Annotated in this window: 14 protein-coding genes and 1 pseudogene; 11 read left to right on the forward strand and 4 right to left on the reverse strand. The window is 67.0% G+C overall.

Annotated features, from left to right (window positions below; translation table 11 throughout):
• Positions 1 to 139: 139 nt before the first annotated feature.
• Entirely contained in the window at positions 140 to 2,182 is a 2,043-nt protein-coding gene (locus tag TBIF_RS04655; RefSeq protein ID WP_024793699.1) for a TerD family protein, read from the reverse strand.
• Between the two features lie 373 nt (positions 2,183 to 2,555).
• Between TBIF_RS04655 and TBIF_RS22850 the strand changes: the two genes are divergently transcribed.
• The 5 genes from TBIF_RS22850 to TBIF_RS04685 all read left to right on the forward strand — a co-directional run bounded on the left by TBIF_RS22850 (position 2,556) and on the right by TBIF_RS04685 (position 7,195).
• Complete coding sequence (locus tag TBIF_RS22850; RefSeq protein ID WP_051461351.1) at positions 2,556 to 3,458, forward strand: Ig-like domain-containing protein; 903 nt, start codon at positions 2,556 to 2,558, stop codon at positions 3,456 to 3,458.
• Between the two features lie 224 nt (positions 3,459 to 3,682).
• Positions 3,683 to 5,140: a catalase gene (locus TBIF_RS04670; protein WP_024793701.1), complete on the forward strand. Its 1,458-nt coding sequence runs from the start codon at positions 3,683 to 3,685 to the stop codon at positions 5,138 to 5,140.
• Between the two features lie 294 nt (positions 5,141 to 5,434).
• Positions 5,435 to 6,046, forward strand: coding sequence for a transglutaminase-like domain-containing protein (locus TBIF_RS04675; RefSeq protein ID WP_051461352.1), 612 nt, complete (start codon positions 5,435 to 5,437; stop codon positions 6,044 to 6,046).
• A 76-nt stretch (positions 6,047 to 6,122) separates the two neighbouring features.
• Positions 6,123 to 6,710, forward strand: coding sequence for a TetR/AcrR family transcriptional regulator (locus tag TBIF_RS04680; protein ID WP_024793703.1), 588 nt, complete (start codon positions 6,123 to 6,125; stop codon positions 6,708 to 6,710).
• Positions 6,707 to 7,195, forward strand: coding sequence for a GtrA family protein (locus TBIF_RS04685; RefSeq protein ID WP_024793704.1), 489 nt, complete (start codon positions 6,707 to 6,709; stop codon positions 7,193 to 7,195). Before TBIF_RS04680 ends, TBIF_RS04685 begins: the two co-directional genes overlap by 4 nt.
• Here the strand turns inward: TBIF_RS04685 and TBIF_RS04690 are convergent.
• Positions 7,192 to 7,782, reverse strand: coding sequence for a nitroreductase family protein (locus tag TBIF_RS04690; RefSeq protein ID WP_038169768.1), 591 nt, complete (start codon positions 7,780 to 7,782; stop codon positions 7,192 to 7,194). The genes TBIF_RS04685 and TBIF_RS04690 overlap by 4 nt on opposite strands.
• Positions 7,783 to 7,903: 121 nt before the next feature.
• Between TBIF_RS04690 and TBIF_RS04695 the strand changes: the two genes are divergently transcribed.
• From TBIF_RS04695 to TBIF_RS04710, 4 genes are all read left to right on the forward strand, one after another.
• A complete protein-coding gene (locus TBIF_RS04695; protein WP_024793706.1) occupies positions 7,904 to 9,169 on the forward strand; it encodes an aspartate kinase in 1,266 nt (421 codons plus the stop codon).
• Between the two features lie 4 nt (positions 9,170 to 9,173).
• Positions 9,174 to 10,208: an aspartate-semialdehyde dehydrogenase gene (locus TBIF_RS04700; RefSeq protein ID WP_024793707.1), complete on the forward strand. Its 1,035-nt coding sequence runs from the start codon at positions 9,174 to 9,176 to the stop codon at positions 10,206 to 10,208.
• 100 nt (positions 10,209 to 10,308) lie between these two features.
• Positions 10,309 to 11,304 carry a patatin-like phospholipase family protein gene (locus tag TBIF_RS04705; protein WP_024793708.1) on the forward strand — a complete coding sequence of 332 codons (996 nt, stop codon included), beginning with the start codon at positions 10,309 to 10,311 and terminating at the stop codon, positions 11,302 to 11,304.
• A gap of 114 nt (positions 11,305 to 11,418) precedes the next feature.
• Positions 11,419 to 12,228: an HAD-IIA family hydrolase gene (locus tag TBIF_RS04710; protein ID WP_024793709.1), complete on the forward strand. Its 810-nt coding sequence runs from the start codon at positions 11,419 to 11,421 to the stop codon at positions 12,226 to 12,228.
• On the opposite strand, the gene TBIF_RS04715 is transcribed toward TBIF_RS04710, so the two are convergent.
• Positions 12,225 to 12,620 carry a DUF7144 family membrane protein gene (locus tag TBIF_RS04715; protein WP_024793710.1) on the reverse strand — a complete coding sequence of 132 codons (396 nt, stop codon included), beginning with the start codon at positions 12,618 to 12,620 and terminating at the stop codon, positions 12,225 to 12,227. The genes TBIF_RS04710 and TBIF_RS04715 overlap by 4 nt on opposite strands.
• A gap of 172 nt (positions 12,621 to 12,792) precedes the next feature.
• On the opposite strand from TBIF_RS04715, the pseudogene TBIF_RS22855 reads away from it, so the two are divergent.
• Positions 12,793 to 13,946, forward strand: a pseudogene (locus TBIF_RS22855) (catalase).
• Here the strand turns inward: TBIF_RS22855 and TBIF_RS04725 are convergent.
• Positions 13,943 to 15,526, reverse strand: a complete 1,584-nt coding sequence (locus TBIF_RS04725; protein WP_024793711.1) for a molybdopterin-dependent oxidoreductase — start codon at positions 15,524 to 15,526, stop codon at positions 13,943 to 13,945. The pseudogene TBIF_RS22855 and the gene TBIF_RS04725 overlap by 4 nt on opposite strands.
• A 161-nt stretch (positions 15,527 to 15,687) precedes the next feature.
• Here TBIF_RS04725 and TBIF_RS04730 point away from each other — a divergent pair, with 161 nt between their 5' ends.
• Positions 15,688 to 16,347 (forward strand): fasciclin domain-containing protein, encoded by a 660-nt coding sequence (locus TBIF_RS04730; protein WP_024793712.1) that lies wholly within the window; start codon positions 15,688 to 15,690, stop codon positions 16,345 to 16,347.
• Positions 16,348 to 16,422 lie beyond the last annotated feature (75 nt).

Below are 16,422 nucleotides of genomic sequence, written 5' to 3' on the forward strand. Positions count from 1 at the left end.
GGTACCTGCAGACGAGCCCGTCAGCCCTCAAAGGCGTGGTTAGCGCGCGGGCTTGAAAGCGGCAGTGACGCACCAACTTTCCGATGTCCCTGCGGCGCGGCCACGCGCAACTACTTGTGCCGCGTCCCAGGGCAGGCTGCTACAGCTCTTCGTCGTCGACCTGCTCATCGCGCTGAAGGTCAGAGGCCTTGGGTGCAGCGGGAACCCATTCGCGTAGCGGCTGAATCACATCGGCATAGAAGGTCTCCGCCGACTGGGTCACGCTGCCGATGAAACTTGCGGCAGTGCCGGCGCGCTTGCTTCCGAGGGTGAAGGTTTGCATGAGGACAAATGAGCCGAGTTGGCCGCTCTGTCCATCGATGAGGATGCGAGGCGTCGCACGAACCTCTGCATGAGGCTTGCAGGTTGACGAGGTGGGTGCGGTGAACAAGGCCTCGATCAATAGATCTGCCGGAGCAATCTTCAGTTGACGCAGCGCCCACGTCACCCGCTTACCGGCAGTCCCTTCGTCTGGAGCGGTGAGAACTGTGCTGCAGGTGACCTTGTTGGTTCGCATGTCTGCGACAATCTTGAGTTCCCCTGCAGCTTCCGGGATTCGAAGCTGGGCGCTGAAGGTCCCGTCAGTCTCGAGTTCCACAACGGTGAGTTCCGTGCGGTAGTCGGCGTCGCTTACTGCGCGACGAGGCAGGATGTGCCTGACGTTCACCCCTAATTCGGCGGTGAATCGCAAGGCCAGGTTGCGGGCGAGCGTTATCCACGAGTACGCGACCGAAGCGGCCTTCGGGTCACCGGACCGGAACGTTCCGGCGCTCACGGAGTCTCGAATTGTCACCCAGTGCCGTCCCATGTCGACGAACTCTGACGCCCCTGACTTCGGGTGTTCGATGTACCTGAGGAATTCGTGGAGGATCCACGCCTGAAGCTGATTGTCGATTCCGCCGTGCGAGAGAGCCATTCGAGCTTCGTGGATGACCTCAGCCCAGGATAAATGGCGCAATCCGACCTTGGTGAGTTTGCGTTTGTCAACCTCCACCGGCAATTCACCTGCGCCGGCAGGAAGATCATTGGACAAGCTGATCACTACGTCGTACTTGTTCTTCTTCGCAATGTCGAGGTAATTCTCGAGCTGCTCGCGAGAGTGTTTTCCAGCTCCGGTTTTCACTTCGAGGAGAGCTGTCCAGAGGCGGCTGCCGCGTGCGACTTTCCACACCGCGTCGGGGATGACCCGGGACTCGCCTTTTGCGTACGGAACTTCGACGTATCCCTCAAATGCGCCAGCGGGCGCGCCGACTCTGGAGGAGATCGCCCGGGCGAACAGCGGTACGGCCTGCATGGTCGACACCAATGCCGACGTCGTACGACGTTCCTGTTCCTCGCCGGATCCGACTCCGATGACAGAGAACAGGCGTGCAGGTTGCCAGGCCTCGGACTCTGCGAGCTTGAACTCAGGCAGGTGCGCCTTCTTCGGCACCGCTTTCGCAGTTCGCACCCCAGTTGGGCGGATACGTTTCGGCGCGCCAGGCGTGGCCAGCGCGGAAGTCGCGGCTGCCGCGGCGGGTTCAGGCGCAACAGGTCCATCGATGGCGGCTACCTCGACGATGTGTGAAGCAGTCGGCGCGTGGACTTCTGGCGCTGCCGTGGTGGATTCTTCGCCGCCCACGTCCACACCGAAATCCTCGGCTAAGCCAGCCAGACCAGACTCCCAGCCTTGGCCTACCGCTCGTAGTTTCCAGAGCCCGTTTCTGCGGTAGATCTCGCCGAAGGCAAAGGCCGTCTCCATCCTTGCGTCGGCGGTCACGTATTCGGCGATGGAGGAGCCTGAGGCGTCGAGTAGGTGGAGGGAGAGCTTGCCGAGGTCACCGAACGATCCGGTGTCGACGCTTCCTGCTAAGACGATGGTGTCGATCTCTGGGGGCACAGCGGAAAGCTGGATGAGGAGTCGCTCGTGTGGTCCGGATTCCGTCTCGCGTCGTCCGAGATAGCGAACTGAACCGTCGGTGGATTCTTGCTGGTTGTAGAAGACGAAATCTTGATCGGAGCCAACTTTTTTGTCGGCACCGAGCAGGAGGGCTGATGCGTCGATTCCGAATGCCGAGTCTTCCCAGGTGATCAGGACGTCGACCTGCTCGATTTCTTCGGGGAGGGTGATGTTCTGGCCCTTGATCAGGTACTGGTCGTGCATGAATCCCCTTAGTGATGACGATGTTGTGCCAATCCTAGGACGACTGAAGGTTTTCTCTGTCCGCTTGGCTCGGTGGATCTGGATCACAGCAGCTGTGAGCGGTCCTGATTCCGAGATTGATTCTGATTTTCGGAGGGGCAGGGCAGTGATTTCGCGGGGTATTCGAGAAGATGCGGCGCGGTCGATATCTTTGGCCGAACTAGGTTTCGATGCCGTCACTGTCGAGGTGCTCGATCAACGCGGGTGGACCGCAGACTTCGGAGTCCGGCAACTGGACGGTACCTAAGTATGGAGATCGGCGAGGGCCCGCTCCACCCCGGGCCACCCGACCCTGCCGCTCCACCGGCCGTGAACTGCGCTACCGTCACGAGGCATGAACCCAGTCAAGCGGAATTTTGGTGGCCATCGTGCGCGTCAGATCGGCATCGGCGTGGTCGCCGCGGCCGCCGCCGTGGTGATGAGCGGGGCCACGGCGGGTGTTGCGAATGCCAATGTCGGTGACAGTCTGCCTGCCGAGTGCCTGCAGTTTTCCCGCGATGCCGGGGTGAACTGGGATGATCAGGGACCGAAATTCAATTCGATCCGGCCAGTGCCAGGTTACGAAGAACTGTGGGCGGAATTCGAGAATCGCAATAACTGCGACATTCCGGCAAAGCTCGTCTACTTCTCCCAGGACTGGAAGGTGGGCAAGGGCGCCACGGCAACGCTTCGTGTCAATCTCGATGGCGTTGAGGGCCAGCAAGTGGTTATCGGTCCGGACAACCCCGACACGTACATCGTGCTGAATGAGAGCGGCACCCTCGCCACCGACGAGGCAGTTGCCGTTGAATGGCTCATCGGGATCCCCTGGGAGGAAACCCAGCAGGGCGGGTCCATCAACCCCGGCATGGGGATCGATTTGATCCAATCCGCACCGCTGGCGCCGTCAGATCTTGTGATTGATCCAGAGGCTCCTGCCGCAGGCGATGTCATCATGGTGCGCGGAACCGCGGAACCCGGCGTGTCCGTCTCGGTGCGCGTAGACGGCGACGAAAAGTGCGTGGCCGCAACAGACCAAGCCGGTGCGTTCTCCTGCGAAATCGGCGCACTCGCACCGGGAGCGCACCAGGTGTCCGCGGTGGCCACGGATAGCGGTGTCGAGTCGGAACCAGCCGAACCCATCGACGTGACCGTGGGGCCTGGCGTCTCGGGCAGCCCCGGTTCCCTGGGGTCCGCGGGTAGCGTGGGCTCGTCCATCGGCTTTGGATCCTTGATCGACCTCGGTTCGTCCAGCTAGAGGATGGTCGCTGCGAGGCATGAGATGTGGTGGCCTGGTCAGCGAGGCCTTGCCCTTCACGTTGGTCTGGAACCGGGTTCGCCCGCCGCGAACTATGGGCAAACCGGGGGCGGTGGTATCCGAGATAGGCCAGGATGGGGGAGCATCGAGAGGGCGGTCGGTGCGATCACCCTTGTTATCGGCCGCGTTCCGCAGTTTCTGCAGTCCACGGAAGGTGTTTCCAGATGACCCAAGGCCACGACCCCCACGCCAAGCTGACCACCGCCACCGGAACCCCGGTGCCCGACAACCAGAACGTGCAGACGGCCGGCCCGCGGGGCCCGCAGCTGCTGCAGGACGTCTGGTTTCTCGAGAAGCTCGCGCACTTCGACCGCGAGGTCATCCCCGAGCGTCGCATGCACGCCAAGGGCTCCGGCGCGTTCGGCACGTTCACCGTCACCAACGACATCAGCAAGTACACCTCCGCGAAGATCTTCTCGGAGGTTGGCAAGAAGACGGAGCTGTTCGCCCGCTTCTCCACCGTCGCCGGCGAGCGCGGGGCGGCCGACGCCGAGCGCGATATCCGCGGCTTCGCGGTCAAGTTCTACACCGAGGAGGGCAACTGGGACCTCGTCGGCAACAACACCCCCGTCTTCTTCTTCCGCGACCCGCTGAAGTTCCCCGACCTCAACCACGCCGTCAAGCGCGACCCCCGCTCCAACCTGCGCGACGCGAACAACAACTGGGACTTCTGGACCCGGCTACCGGAGTCGCTGCACCAGGTCACCATCATCATGAGTGAGCGCGGCATCCCCGCGTCGCTGCGCAACATGCACGGCTTCGGCTCGCACACGTTCAGCTTCATCAACGACGCCGGCGAGCGGCACTGGGTTAAGTTCCACCACGTCAACCAGCAGGGGATCAAGAACCTCACCGACGCCGAGGCCGAGAAGATCGTCGGCGCGGACCGCGAGAGCAGCCAGCGCGACCTGTTCGAGGCGATCGAGCGGGGCGAGTTCCCGAAGTGGAAGCTGTGCGTGCAGATCATGCCGGAGGCCGACGCGCAGAAGGTCCCGTACCACCCGTTCGACCTGACGAAGGTGTGGCCCAAGGGCGACTACCCGCTGATCGAGGTTGGCGAGTGGGAGCTCAACCGCAACCCGGACAACTACTTCGCGGACGTCGAGCAGGCCGCGTTCAACCCGGCGAACGTGGTGCCCGGCATCAGCTTCTCTCCGGACCGGATGCTGCAGGGCCGGCTGTTCTCCTACGGTGACGCGCAGCGCTACCGCCTGGGCGTGAACAACTACCAGATCCCGGTCAACGCGCCGAAGTGTCCGGTCAGCAACTACCACCGCGACGGCGCGATGCGCGTGGACGGCAACCAGGGCGGCACGCTGCACTACGAGCCGAACAGCTACGGCAAGTGGCAGGAGCAGCCACAGTACCGCAACCCGGCGCAGGCCGTGGGCGCGGTGGCGGATCACTTCGACTTCCGTGAGGACGACGACGACTACTTCTCGCAGCCGCGCGCGCTGTTCAACAACATGAACGGTGAGCAGAAGCAGGCGCTGTTCGACAACACCGCACGCGCCATCCAGGGCGCGTCGGATGAGGTCGTGGCACGGCACATCGCCAACTGCACCTCCTGCGACCCGGCCTACGGCGAGGGCGTGAAGAGCGCGATCGCCGCATTGGCATAGCGCACAGCTAGACGAAGGGCCGCCCACGTTGCCGTGGGCGGCCCTTCTGCTGACGTCCGACAAGCGCCTCTCGGCGAGTGGTCGCTCGAAGCGACAAAGGGGTGAGCCCGGGGGCATGTGCAGACGCCAGTGATCGGTTCAACCGCGCCGCCGGCGGATTCATTCCCGGAGGCTCTGACAGTCGCCTCAGTTACACCGGTTCGCTGTTGTTGCAAGCGCGGCGGATCGACGAAACTGCGGCGAGCTGGCGGTACGCTGTGACACTCATTCAAGGGAAGGCCCGAGGGGTTGGAAATGACGCAGGTCGCGCCGCTGGCGCACTATCTCGCCGGCTGCGACATCGTGCAGGTCGAGGACCCTCGAATCCAGGCGCTCGCGATCGAGTTGCGCGGGGGCTCGAATGACGAAGAGTTCGCGCGTCGGGCATTCGAGCACGTCCGCGACGAGATCGCGCACTCCTTCGACGCCGACGACCCACGGGTGACGGTGACCGCGCGCGAGGTCCTCGATGCTGGCGTGGGCCTCTGCTACGCGAAGTCCCACCTGCTCGCTGCCCTGCTGCGGGCGGGCGGGGTCCCGACGGCGCTGTGCTATCAGTGGCTGGGGGAGGGCGACGATTTCATGCTCCACGGACTCGTCGCCGTGCGACTGGAAGGCGGCTGGCACCGGCAGGATGCGCGCGGGAACAAGCCGGGCGTGGACGCCCAGTTCAGCCTGGCGCAGGAGCAGTTGGCCTGGCCGGTGCGCCGGGAGCTCGGGGAACGGGATCTGCTCACCCTGCATATCGCGCCGCCCCAGAACCTTGTGCGGCTGCTGCGCTCGGTCGAGGATGTCCGGACTCTCGGCGAGGGGCGATTGGGGATTTTTCCAGCCATGTCCGACGTCACAAAATACCAGTGTCTATGAATCGAGACTGTACCGTATCTATATTCGTGCGACCGGCGGAACTTCTGTCGGCCTAAGTGTGAGGGCGGAGGGCACCGTGACGATCCCGGCCCGGGTGGGGCGCCCGCGCACTGTGGGGCTCGACCTCGACTTCCTCCTCGCCACTCAGGATCTGCTGGCCGAGGTGGGCTACGACCGCCTCTCCATGGACGCCATCGCGGTCCGGTGTGGTGCGGGCAAGGCCACGCTCTATCGGCGCTGGCCCGGCAAGAGCGAGCTGGTGGTCGACGCTGTCGCGCAGCTGCACGGTGGCTACCCGGTCCCGGACACCGGCTCGTTGCGCGGCGACTTAGTAACGATGGCCTCCACCCTCCTTGCCGCCAACGCACGCCGCGACGCCGTCGTCGCCGGCCTGATTCCGGCCATGGTGGATAACGCGGCCCTGCGAAATGCGGTTCGGAAGGCCATCGCGGAGCCGCACCAGGAGATGTTCTGCGCGATCGTCAAACATGCGCAACAGCGCGGCGAGGTCCAGCCCGGCTGCGATCTCGAGATCATCGGCGCCGTGCTGCCCGCCGTCACCTTCTATTACCCGAGGGTGCGGGACGCTTCCGCGGGCACCGAATTCGTGGAACGCGTCATCGATACGGTTTTGGTCCCTGCGTTAGCCTGGCGGGCACCGTGAACGCCTTGGCCACCCGCATGCGCGCGGACACCCGAGCCACCTACCAGTGGTTTCGTGGACGACCCATCTCCTGCCGGCTGCGCGGGGACAACTCATCGGCGCAGTTCATCAGGTTCGTCCTGGTCGGCGGTGTCAGCAATATCGTCTACGCGGCGCTGTTCCTGCTGCTGCGCTCGGAGAGCACGATGCTCGCGAATGCCGTCGGCGTCGGGGTCAGCACGGTGCTCGCCAACGAGCTGCACCGTCAGCTCACTTTCAACGCGGCCCAGCGGGTCGGCTGGCTCGCCGGGCAGTGGGAGGCTGGCGGTCTCGCCCTGGTCGGCCTGCTGATCAGCTCGGCGGCGCTGGCTGGGGTCGGCGTCTGGATCCCGGGGCTGTCGCCCTTGTGGCAGGCGGTGATGGTGATCGCGGTCAGTGGTGTGGTCGGCGCGGGGCGGTTCCTGGCGCTGCGTGGCTTGGTTTTCTCCGTCCGCCGCGAGGCTTAGAACTCCTGGCCCCAGGCCTCACCGAAGAGAACCTCGCGCAGGGCGGGCCGACGGCGTGGCTCCAGGTCACGCTCGTTCGTGCGCTCGGCGGCTAGGTGCCCCAGCGCGATGAGCACCACCGGCTCGACGCTGTCGGGGATGTCGAATGCCTGACGCGCCCCAGCCCGGTCGAAGCCGGACATCGGATGCGCGATCAGCCCCTGCGCGACGGCCTGCAAGGAGAGCTGTGCGGTGGCGAGGCCGGCGTCGAACATCGCATAGGGCAGGTCGCCTTTCGCGTTGGACGTTGCCACCGCGCACAGCACCAGTGCGCCCGCGGCCGGCGCCCAGCGCAGGTTCCCTCGGGTCAGGAGCGCGGCCAGCGCGGCGTGGGTGGTGTCGCCGCGCAGACCCGCCAAGAATCGGACCGGGAACGTGCCGCCCCACGACGCGGCCACGCGGGCGGCCTCGATCACGGCGAGCAGCTCCGCGCGGGTGACCTCGGCGGCCGGGTCCAGGCTGCGGGCGCTCCATCGCCCCGCGATCACCGGGTGCACCTCGACTCCTTGGGAGCGGGCAGAGTGCGGGTGGGCGGGTGGCAGGTCCATGCACTGATGATGCCTGTCGGACCCGTCCGCGCAAACAGGGTCGCAGGCCGGGTACCGTGGGGCGTTGATAAAAATGACTGACAACTAAGCATTACGTGTATTGATCTGGAGGTACGCAAGCGTGGCACTCGTCGTGCAGAAGTACGGCGGATCCTCGGTGGAGTCCGCCGAGCGAATCCGCCGCGTCGCAGAGCGGATCGTCGAGACAAAGAAGAAGGGCAACGACGTCGTAGTCGTGGTCTCCGCCATGGGTGACACCACCGATGAGCTGGTCGACCTCGCCACCGCCGTGAACCCCGTCCCGCCCGCCCGCGAGATGGACATGTTGCTGACGGCGGGCGAGCGCATCTCGAACGCGCTGGTCGCCATGGCCATTAGCTCGATGGGCGCGGAGGCCCGCTCGTTCACGGGCTCGCAGGCCGGGGTCGTCACCACCGGGACCCACGGCAAGGCGAAGATCATCGAGGTGCACCCCGACCGCGTTCGCGCGGCGCTCGACGAGGGCTCGATCGCGATGGTCGCCGGCTTCCAGGGCGTCAGCCAGGACACCAAGGACGTCACGACGCTCGGCCGCGGCGGCTCGGACACGACCGCCGTCGCCATCGCCGCGGCGCTCGGGGCCGACGTCTGCGAGATTTACTCGGACGTCGACGGCATCTACACCGCGGACCCGCGCATCGTGCCGAACGCGCGCAAGCTCGACAAGATCTCCTTCGAGGAGATGCTCGAGATGGCCGCCTGCGGCGCGAAGGTTCTGATGCTGCGCTGCGTCGAGTACGCCCGCAATTACAACGTGCCCGTGCACGTCCGCTCGTCATATACCGACCAGCCGGGCACCATGGTGTCCGGATCGATGGAGGATATTCCCGTGGAAGAAGCCATCCTGACCGGCGTCGCACACGATCGCGACGAGTCGAAGATCACCGTCGTCGGCCTGCCCGACACCCCCGGCTACGCCGCCAAGGTGTTCCGGGTGGTCGCGGACGCCGATGTCAACATCGACATGGTCCTGCAGAACGTCTCGAAGGTGGAGACCGGCAAAACCGACATCACCTTCACGCTGCCGACGACCGACGGCCCGCGCGCGGTGGCGCTGCTGACGAAGGCGCAGGCCGAGATCGGCTTCGGCCAGATCCTCTTCGACGACCACATCGGCAAGGTCTCGCTGATCGGCGCGGGCATGAAGAGCCACCCCGGCGTCACGGCCACGTTCTGCGAGGCCCTCGCGGAGGCTGGCGTCAACATCGACCTCATCTCCACCTCGGAGATCCGCATCTCGGTCCTGGTTAAGGACACCGAGCTGGATGACGCGGTCCGAGCCATCCACAACGCGTTCGACCTCGGCGGCGAGACCGTCGCCGTCGTGCACGCGGGAACGGGGCGCTAACCCCATGACCACCATTGCCGTAGTAGGCGCCACCGGGCAGGTCGGCGTCGTCATGCGCAAGCTGCTCGAGGAGCGCGAGTTCCCGGCCGACACCGTCCGCTTCTTCGCATCCGCCCGCTCGGCCGGAAAGAAGCTCACCTTCCGCGGTGCGGACATCGTGGTCGAGGACGTCGCCGCTGTGTCGGATGAGGACCTCAAGGGCATCGACATCGCCCTGTTCTCGGCCGGCGGGGCGACCTCGCGGGCCCACGCCGAGCGCTTCGCCGCGGCCGGCGCGACCGTCGTCGACAACTCGTCCGCCTGGCGCAAGGACCTCGACGTGCCGCTGGTGGTCAGCGAGGTGAACCCCGAGGCCACGAAGAACCTGGCCAAGGGCATCATCGCGAACCCCAACTGCACCACGATGGCCGCGATGCCCGTGCTCAAGCCGCTGCATGACGCGGCTGGCCTGACCCGCCTCATCATCTCCTCCTACCAGGCGGTCTCCGGCAGCGGTTTGGCCGGCGTGCAGGAGCTCGAGTCGCAGACCCGCGCCGTGCTCGATCACGCCGCGAACCTGGTGCACGACGGCTCCGACGCCCCGTTCCCCGAGCCCAACGTGTACGTCGCGCCCATCGCGTTCGACGTCATCGCGCTGGCCGGGGACCTCGTGGAAGATGGCTCCGGCGAGACCGACGAGGACCAGAAGCTGCGCAACGAGAGCCAGCGCATCCTCGAGCTCCCGGACCTGCTGGTCTCCGGCACCTGCGTGCGCGTGCCCGTGTTCACCGGCCACTCGCTGTCGATCAACGCGGAGTTCTCGCGGCCGATCAGCGTCGAGGAGGCGCAGAAGATCCTCGGCGCCGCGCCGGGCGTCGAGCTCGTCGACGTGCCCACACCGCTCAAGGCGGCTGGCCAGGACAACTCCCTCGTGGGCCGTATTCGCCAGGATCCGGGCGCGCCCGAGGGCCGTGGCCTGGCGCTGTTCGTCTCCGGCGACAACCTGCGCAAGGGCGCCGCGCTGAACACCATCCAGATCGCGGAGCTGCTGGTCAAGTAGCTCCCCGCAGCACTCCAACATGAAGAAGTTCCGGCCGCCACTCGCGATTCGCCGGAACTTCTTCATGTTGGCGGGGGTCTTCCGCACGTACCCTTGAGGCATGGCCGAGCTCAGGGCGGATCTGGTGTGCGAGGGCGGCGGAGTCCGCGGTATCGGGCTCGTTGGTGCGGTCGACGTGCTTGCCAAGGCCGGCTACCACTTTCCCCGGGTCGCGGGCTCGAGCGCCGGGGCCATCGTCGCCGCGTTCGTGGCCGCGCTGCAGCGGGCCGGTGAGCCGCTGACCAGGCTCGAGGACATGGTCAAGGCCATCGACTACCGCAAGTTCACCGACCACACCCTGCTCGGCTCGGTTCCATTGCTCGGCCCGCTCCTCGCGCTGGCGACCTCCGACGGCATCTACAAGGGCGGCTATCTCGAGGACTACGTCGCGGGGGTCCTCAAAGACCTCGGCGTGCGAACCTTCGGCGACCTGCGGATCGAGGCGGCGCCCGGCGAAGCACTAGCCGAGAAGTACGCCTATGCGCTCGTCGTCACCGCCAGCGACTTGTCCCGCCGCCGTCTCGCCAGGCTGCCGTGGGACCTGCCCAGCTATGGCGTCGACCCCGATGAGTTCTCGGTGGCCAAGGCCGTGCGCGCGTCGGCCGCCATCCCGTTCCTGTTCGAGCCGGTGCGGGTCAAGGGCTCGACGTGGGTGGACGGCGGGCTGCTCTCCGACTTCCCGATCGAGCTGTTCGACCGCCCGGACGCCGTCTCCCCGCGTTGGCCGACATTCGGGATCCGGCTGTCCGCGCCGCCCGGGCTCACACCGCCGACGCGGGCGGTGCGCGGACCGCTCTCGCTGGGCATCGCCGCGCTCGGCACTCTGATCAGCGACCAGGACTCCGCGTACGTCAACGACCCGTGCACGGTCCGGCGCACCATCTTCGTGCCCGCGCAGGGCGTGAGCCCCATCGACTTCGGCCTGACCCCGGCTGATGTGCAGACGCTCTACTCGGGCGGGACCGGGGCCGCCCAGAAATTCCTCGAGAGCTGGGACTACGGCGCCTATCTCAGCGCGTGCCGCCCGGCATCGCTGTATCCGCCAGCGCCGCGCTGATCTCCGCGCGGGAAGCCCCCGCGGCCACCAGGTCCGCCCGGCCGGTCGCGATGATGGTGATCCGCACGAGGGCCAAGGTAGCGGCCGCGGGCCGGGCAGGGGACGATAGGACCCATGACTGCACAGGCGGGGCCCGGCGGCTGGGCGTTTCTGATGGACATGGACGGCGTGCTGGTGCAGGAGGATCACCTGATCCCCGGCGCGGACAAGCTCCTCGCAGAGCTCACCGCCGCACAGATCCCGTTCCTGGTGCTCACCAACAACTCGATCCGCACCCCGCGGGACCTGCGCGCGCGGCTGCTGCGGAGCGGGCTCGACGTGCCGGAGGAGTCCATCTGGACCTCGGCGTTGGCGACGGCGGCGTTCCTGAACGACCAGCGCCCGCAGGGCACCGCCTACGTCGTCGGCGAGTCCGGCCTGACGACCGCGCTGCACGACATCGGCTATGTCCTCACGGACCGCGAACCGGACTACGTGGTGCTCGGCGAGACCCGAACCTACTCCTTCGAGGCGATCACCACCGCCATCCGCCTCGTCGAGCGCGGCTCCCGCTTCATCGCCACCAACCCGGACCCGACGGGCCCCTCACGGGATGGCTCGCTGCCGGCGACGGGCGCGGTGGCGGCGTTGATCAGCAAGGCGACGGGCAGTGAGCCGTACTACGTGGGCAAGCCGAACACCCTGATGATGCGCTCGGCGCTGCGGGCGCTGGGCACGCACTCGGAGAACACCCTGATGATCGGCGACCGCATGGACACCGACGTGGTCGCGGGCCTCGAGGCGGGGCTCAAGACGATCCTGGTGCTCAGCGGCATCTCCACCCGCGAGTCCATGGACGCGTTCCCGTATCAGCCGACGCGCGTGATCGGGTCCATCGCGGAGTTGGTCGGCAAGACGGCTAACCCGTTCGCCAAGTCCGACTAGCCGGCAGTGGGCTGGGTGCTGCCGCGCCCGGCCAGGACCAGCGCGCCGATCAGCACGAGGCTGGCGAGGATCATCAGCACGCTCAGCCACAGCACCTGGCTGAGCCACACGAGCTGCCCGAAACCGGTCAGGACAGCGAGGGCATAGGCGATCGGCCGGGCCCAGCGCGCGCCGACGAGGTAGACGCCGCCGCCGATTATCATCAGGATGCCCCAGATGAGCAACGCCACGCCCCAGCGCTCGATGTCGAGCAGCAGCAGGCCAGACGCCTGGACGAACAGTCGGGCGGGGGCCAGCAGCGCGACCAGGCCCTCCACCGTGTGGAAGGCGCCGATCACGATCATCAGCAACCCGGCGAACAGCCCCCACTTGTTGGCAGTCTGCGTGTTCATCGGTGGAGTTCCTCCGCTGGGCTCGGTTGGCGACGGTCGGCCCCGCAGGGGCAGCTCCCACAGTATCGACATATTTCTGTGGGCTCGCATCGAGCTGATTGAAGGGTTGACCGGGCTGCCCAGGCGGCGGACCCTGGGATGAAGGGGCCGCCCAGGAAACGGAGAAACCGACATGACTGAGGCCAAGGAACCGCACACCACCACCAACGCGGGCAACCCTGTGGCGAGCGATTCGCACTCGCTCCAGGCGGGGCCTGGGGGGCCGGTGTTGCTGCACGACCACTACCTGATCGAGAAGATGGCCCAGTTCAACCGGGAGCGGGTGCCGGAGCGCGTGGTGCACGCGAAGGGCTCGGGCGCGTTCGGTGAGCTTGTCGTCACCGGCGACGTCAGCGAGTGCACGATGGCGGGCCTATTCCAGCCGGGCACACGCACGGAGTGCCTGTTCCGCTTCTCCACCGTCGCCGGCGAGCAGGGCAGCCCCGACACCTGGCGCGACCCCCGCGGCTTCGCGATGAAGTACTACACCGAGCAGGGCAACTACGACCTCGTCGGCAACAACACCCCCGTCTTCTTTATCCGCGACGCCATGAAGTTCTCGGACTTCATCCGCTCCCAGAAGCGGTTGCCGGACTCAGGACTGCGGGACCACAACATGCAGTGGGACTTCTGGACCGCGTCAACCCGTTCGACCTGACGAAGGTGTGGTCGCACACGGACTATCCGCTGGTCGAGGTGGGGAGGGTGACGTTGAACCGGAACCCGGAGAACTTCTTCGCGCAGATCGAGCAGGCCTCGTTCGAGCCGTCGAACGTGGTGCCCGGCATCGGCTTCTCACCCGACAAGATGCTGCTGGGCCGCGTCTTCTCCTACCCCGACGCGCACCGCTACCGCATCGGCCCCAACTACATGGACTTGCCGGTGAACCAGCCGAAGAACCAGGTCGACACCTACGCGCAGGACGGGGCGATGCGCTACAGCTGGAAGTCGCCAGAGAAGGCCGTGTACGCGCCCAATACCTATGGCGGGCCGCACGCAGATCCGGCGAAGGCGGGGCCAGTGGCAGCGTGGACCGCGGCTGGTGACTCTGTGGAGTTCGGCTGCTTCGACTACATCGAGCACCCCGAGGACAGCGACTGGGGCCAGGCCGGCGACCTCGTGCGCACCGTCATGGACGACGCGGCCCGCGAGCGGCTGGTCTCCAACATCGTCGGGCACCTGCTCGACGGCGTCAGCGAGCCGGTCTTGAAGCGGGCCTTCGAGTACTGGTCCAACGTCGACGCGGACCTCGGTAGGCGCGTCGAGGAGGGTGTCCGCGCGAGTTAGCGGACGAGCACGGTCTGCCGGTGCCAGCCCGTAGCGCCGCCGGGGATGGGCGGCGTGCGCTCCTCTACCTGGGTGTTGCCGTCGAGGTCAGTGGCGCGCACCTCGAGTACGTGGCTGCCATCGGTCGCCTCCCAGTCCCACCACCACTGCCGCCACGTGTCGATGGAATATTCGGCGGCGAGGGTGGCCAGCTGCCAGCTGCCGTTGTCCACGCGCACCTCGACCTTCTCGATGCCGCGGTGCTGTGCCCAGGCCGTGCCCGCGACCAGCAGCCGGCCGGGCACGACGGGCGCGAACGCGGTGGGCACGTCGATGCGCGACGCGGTCTTGATCGGCGCCTTCTCGCCCCAGCCTCGCGTGGTCCAGTACGCCTGGGCGCGGTCGAAGCGGGTCAGCTCCCAATCGACCACCCACTTCGTGGCGGAGACGAAGCCGTACAGCCCCGGTACCACCTGCCGCACGGGATAGCCGTGCTCTAGCGGCAGCGGCTGCCCGTTCATCGCCACGGCGAGCATTGCGTCGCGGCCATCCATGAGGACCTCGACCGGGGTGCCGCAGGTGAAGCCGTCGACGCTGGTGGAGAGCAGCATGTCCGCGTCCGGATGGACGCCGGCCTCGGCGAGGAGCTCGCGCATCGGGTAGCCGACCCACGTGGCGTTCCCGGCGAGCGGGCCGCCGACCTCGTTGGACACGCAGGTGAGAGTGACTACCCTCTCGATCGGAGTGCGCCGGGCCAGGTCGTCCCAGCTCAACGTCAGCTCCCGGTCCACCATCCCGTGGATCCGCAACTGCCACTCGCCGGTGGTCAGCCGCGGCACCTGCAGCGCGGTGTCGATGCGATAGAAGGTGTCGTTGGGCGTGACGAAGGTGGTGGCGCCGGTCACCCCGACGTCGGTCCCGGCGGGAATCGGCGCGGCGGCGTCCGCCGCCTTGACGAACGGGATGCGGAAGTTCAACCGGTCGGCCGTGACCGAGCGGAGCTGCCCGCCCAGATATCGTCCCGCGGCCCACGTCGCGCCGGCGATCGCGGTCGCCGTGACCGCGAGGGCCATGAACTGCCGACGGGGCAGGGCGCCGTCGGGCGTGGCGGGTGGGAATCCGGCTGGGGGGATCCCCGCGGGCGGCAGCGCGCCGACCAGCAGTCGCAGCGTGGCGACGCCCGCGATCACCCCGGCGACGGTGGGGACCGCGAATAGCGCGTCGGCGGTGGGCCGGCTCAGCGCCGCGTACACCCCGACCAGGCCGAACAGCACCAGCATGGCGCTGCCGATCGGGCGACGGGGCCGCTCGAGCAGCCCAGCTCCCATCGACAGCAGCACGATCAGGATCGTCATCCCGATGAACAGGGCGGGCTTGTCGTTGGTGCCGAAGGTGTGGATGGCGAACTCCCGCGCCCAGGCCGGCGTTCGGTCCACGGTGGTGGAACCGACGGCAAAGAACGGCGAGCTGGCGGGGTCGATGAGGATGGCGACCAGTTCGCCGACCCCCAGCACGACGGCCGCGGCGAGGAGCCCGGACAGCGCCCGGGCGGGGAGTCTGCGGCGGGCCCGGGGCGGCTGGAGCTCTGCGGTGTCAGTCATGTGGGGTATTCGTCGCCGGTCGCGCCGCGGATGGCTGGTGCGTCGGGCTGCCAATTTTAACCCCGACCCATCCGGGCCGTCGGCGGTTCCGAATGCCTGATGTTGGAACGACACAGGCCGGTGCGCCCCGCACCCGGACTCGATCGAAGGGACCCACCATTATGTTCAGCAATCGAAGCAGGACCATTGCCGTCGCCGGATTCGCCGCGATGGCGCTCGTAGGGCTTTCCGCATGCTCCTCCGACGGCGGCAGCACCACCTCGACCACCGCCACCTCCTCCTCTGCCAGCGCGGCGGCCTCAGCCTCCTCCAGCGCTCCGATGACCGCCGACACGCAGTTGGTGGGCGCGGGCTGCGCCGAGTACGCCGCGGCCAACCCGACCGGCGCTGGCTCGGTTAGCGGCATGGCGCAGGACCCGGTGGCCGTTGCCGCGTCGAACAACCCGATGCTCACCACGCTGACCGCGGCCGTCTCCGGCCAGCTCAACCCGGACGTGAACCTCGTAGACACCCTCAACGGCGGTCAGTTCACCGTATTCGCGCCCATCGACTCGGCCTTCGCCAAGATCGACCCGGCGACGATCGACACCCTGAAGACCGACTCGGCGCTGCTGACCAAGATCCTGACCTACCACGTGGTGCCCGGCCAGATCAGCCCCGCCGACATCGACGGCACGCAGACCACCGTCGAGGGTGGCACCGTCACCGTCACCGGCAGCGGCGATAACATCAAGGTTGACGGCGCATCCGTGGTCTGCGGCGGCGTCCAGACCGCTAATGCGACCGTCTACCTCATCGACGGCGTGCTGATGCCCAAGTAGCTCCGGCCGCGCATGGACTGTTCGTCCCCGCTATGCCTGTTCCCCTCGCTTCGAACGAGGACGGACTCGCATAGC

Source organism: Tomitella biformata AHU 1821 (genome assembly GCF_000524475.1).
Classification (GTDB): domain Bacteria; phylum Actinomycetota; class Actinomycetes; order Mycobacteriales; family Mycobacteriaceae; genus Tomitella; species Tomitella biformata.

Excerpts from the sequence above, each read along its gene's own strand:
- TBIF_RS04725 (WP_024793711.1), bottom strand. The coding sequence starts at position 15,526 with ATGACTGACACCGCAGAGCTCCAGCCGCCCCGGGCCCGCCGCAGACTC.
- TBIF_RS04670 (WP_024793701.1), top strand. The coding sequence starts at position 3,683 with ATGACCCAAGGCCACGACCCCCACGCCAAGCTGACCACCGCCACCGGA.
- TBIF_RS04715 (WP_024793710.1), bottom strand. The coding sequence starts at position 12,620 with ATGAACACGCAGACTGCCAACAAGTGGGGGCTGTTCGCCGGGTTGCTG.
- TBIF_RS04690 (WP_038169768.1), bottom strand. The coding sequence starts at position 7,782 with ATGGACCTGCCACCCGCCCACCCGCACTCTGCCCGCTCCCAAGGAGTC.
- TBIF_RS04705 (WP_024793708.1), top strand. The coding sequence starts at position 10,309 with ATGGCCGAGCTCAGGGCGGATCTGGTGTGCGAGGGCGGCGGAGTCCGC.
- TBIF_RS22850 (WP_051461351.1), top strand. The coding sequence starts at position 2,556 with ATGAACCCAGTCAAGCGGAATTTTGGTGGCCATCGTGCGCGTCAGATC.
- TBIF_RS04675 (WP_051461352.1), top strand. The coding sequence starts at position 5,435 with ATGACGCAGGTCGCGCCGCTGGCGCACTATCTCGCCGGCTGCGACATC.
- TBIF_RS04655 (WP_024793699.1), bottom strand. The coding sequence starts at position 2,182 with ATGCACGACCAGTACCTGATCAAGGGCCAGAACATCACCCTCCCCGAA.
- TBIF_RS04700 (WP_024793707.1), top strand. The coding sequence starts at position 9,174 with ATGACCACCATTGCCGTAGTAGGCGCCACCGGGCAGGTCGGCGTCGTC.
- TBIF_RS04710 (WP_024793709.1), top strand. The coding sequence starts at position 11,419 with ATGACTGCACAGGCGGGGCCCGGCGGCTGGGCGTTTCTGATGGACATG.
- TBIF_RS04730 (WP_024793712.1), top strand. The coding sequence starts at position 15,688 with ATGTTCAGCAATCGAAGCAGGACCATTGCCGTCGCCGGATTCGCCGCG.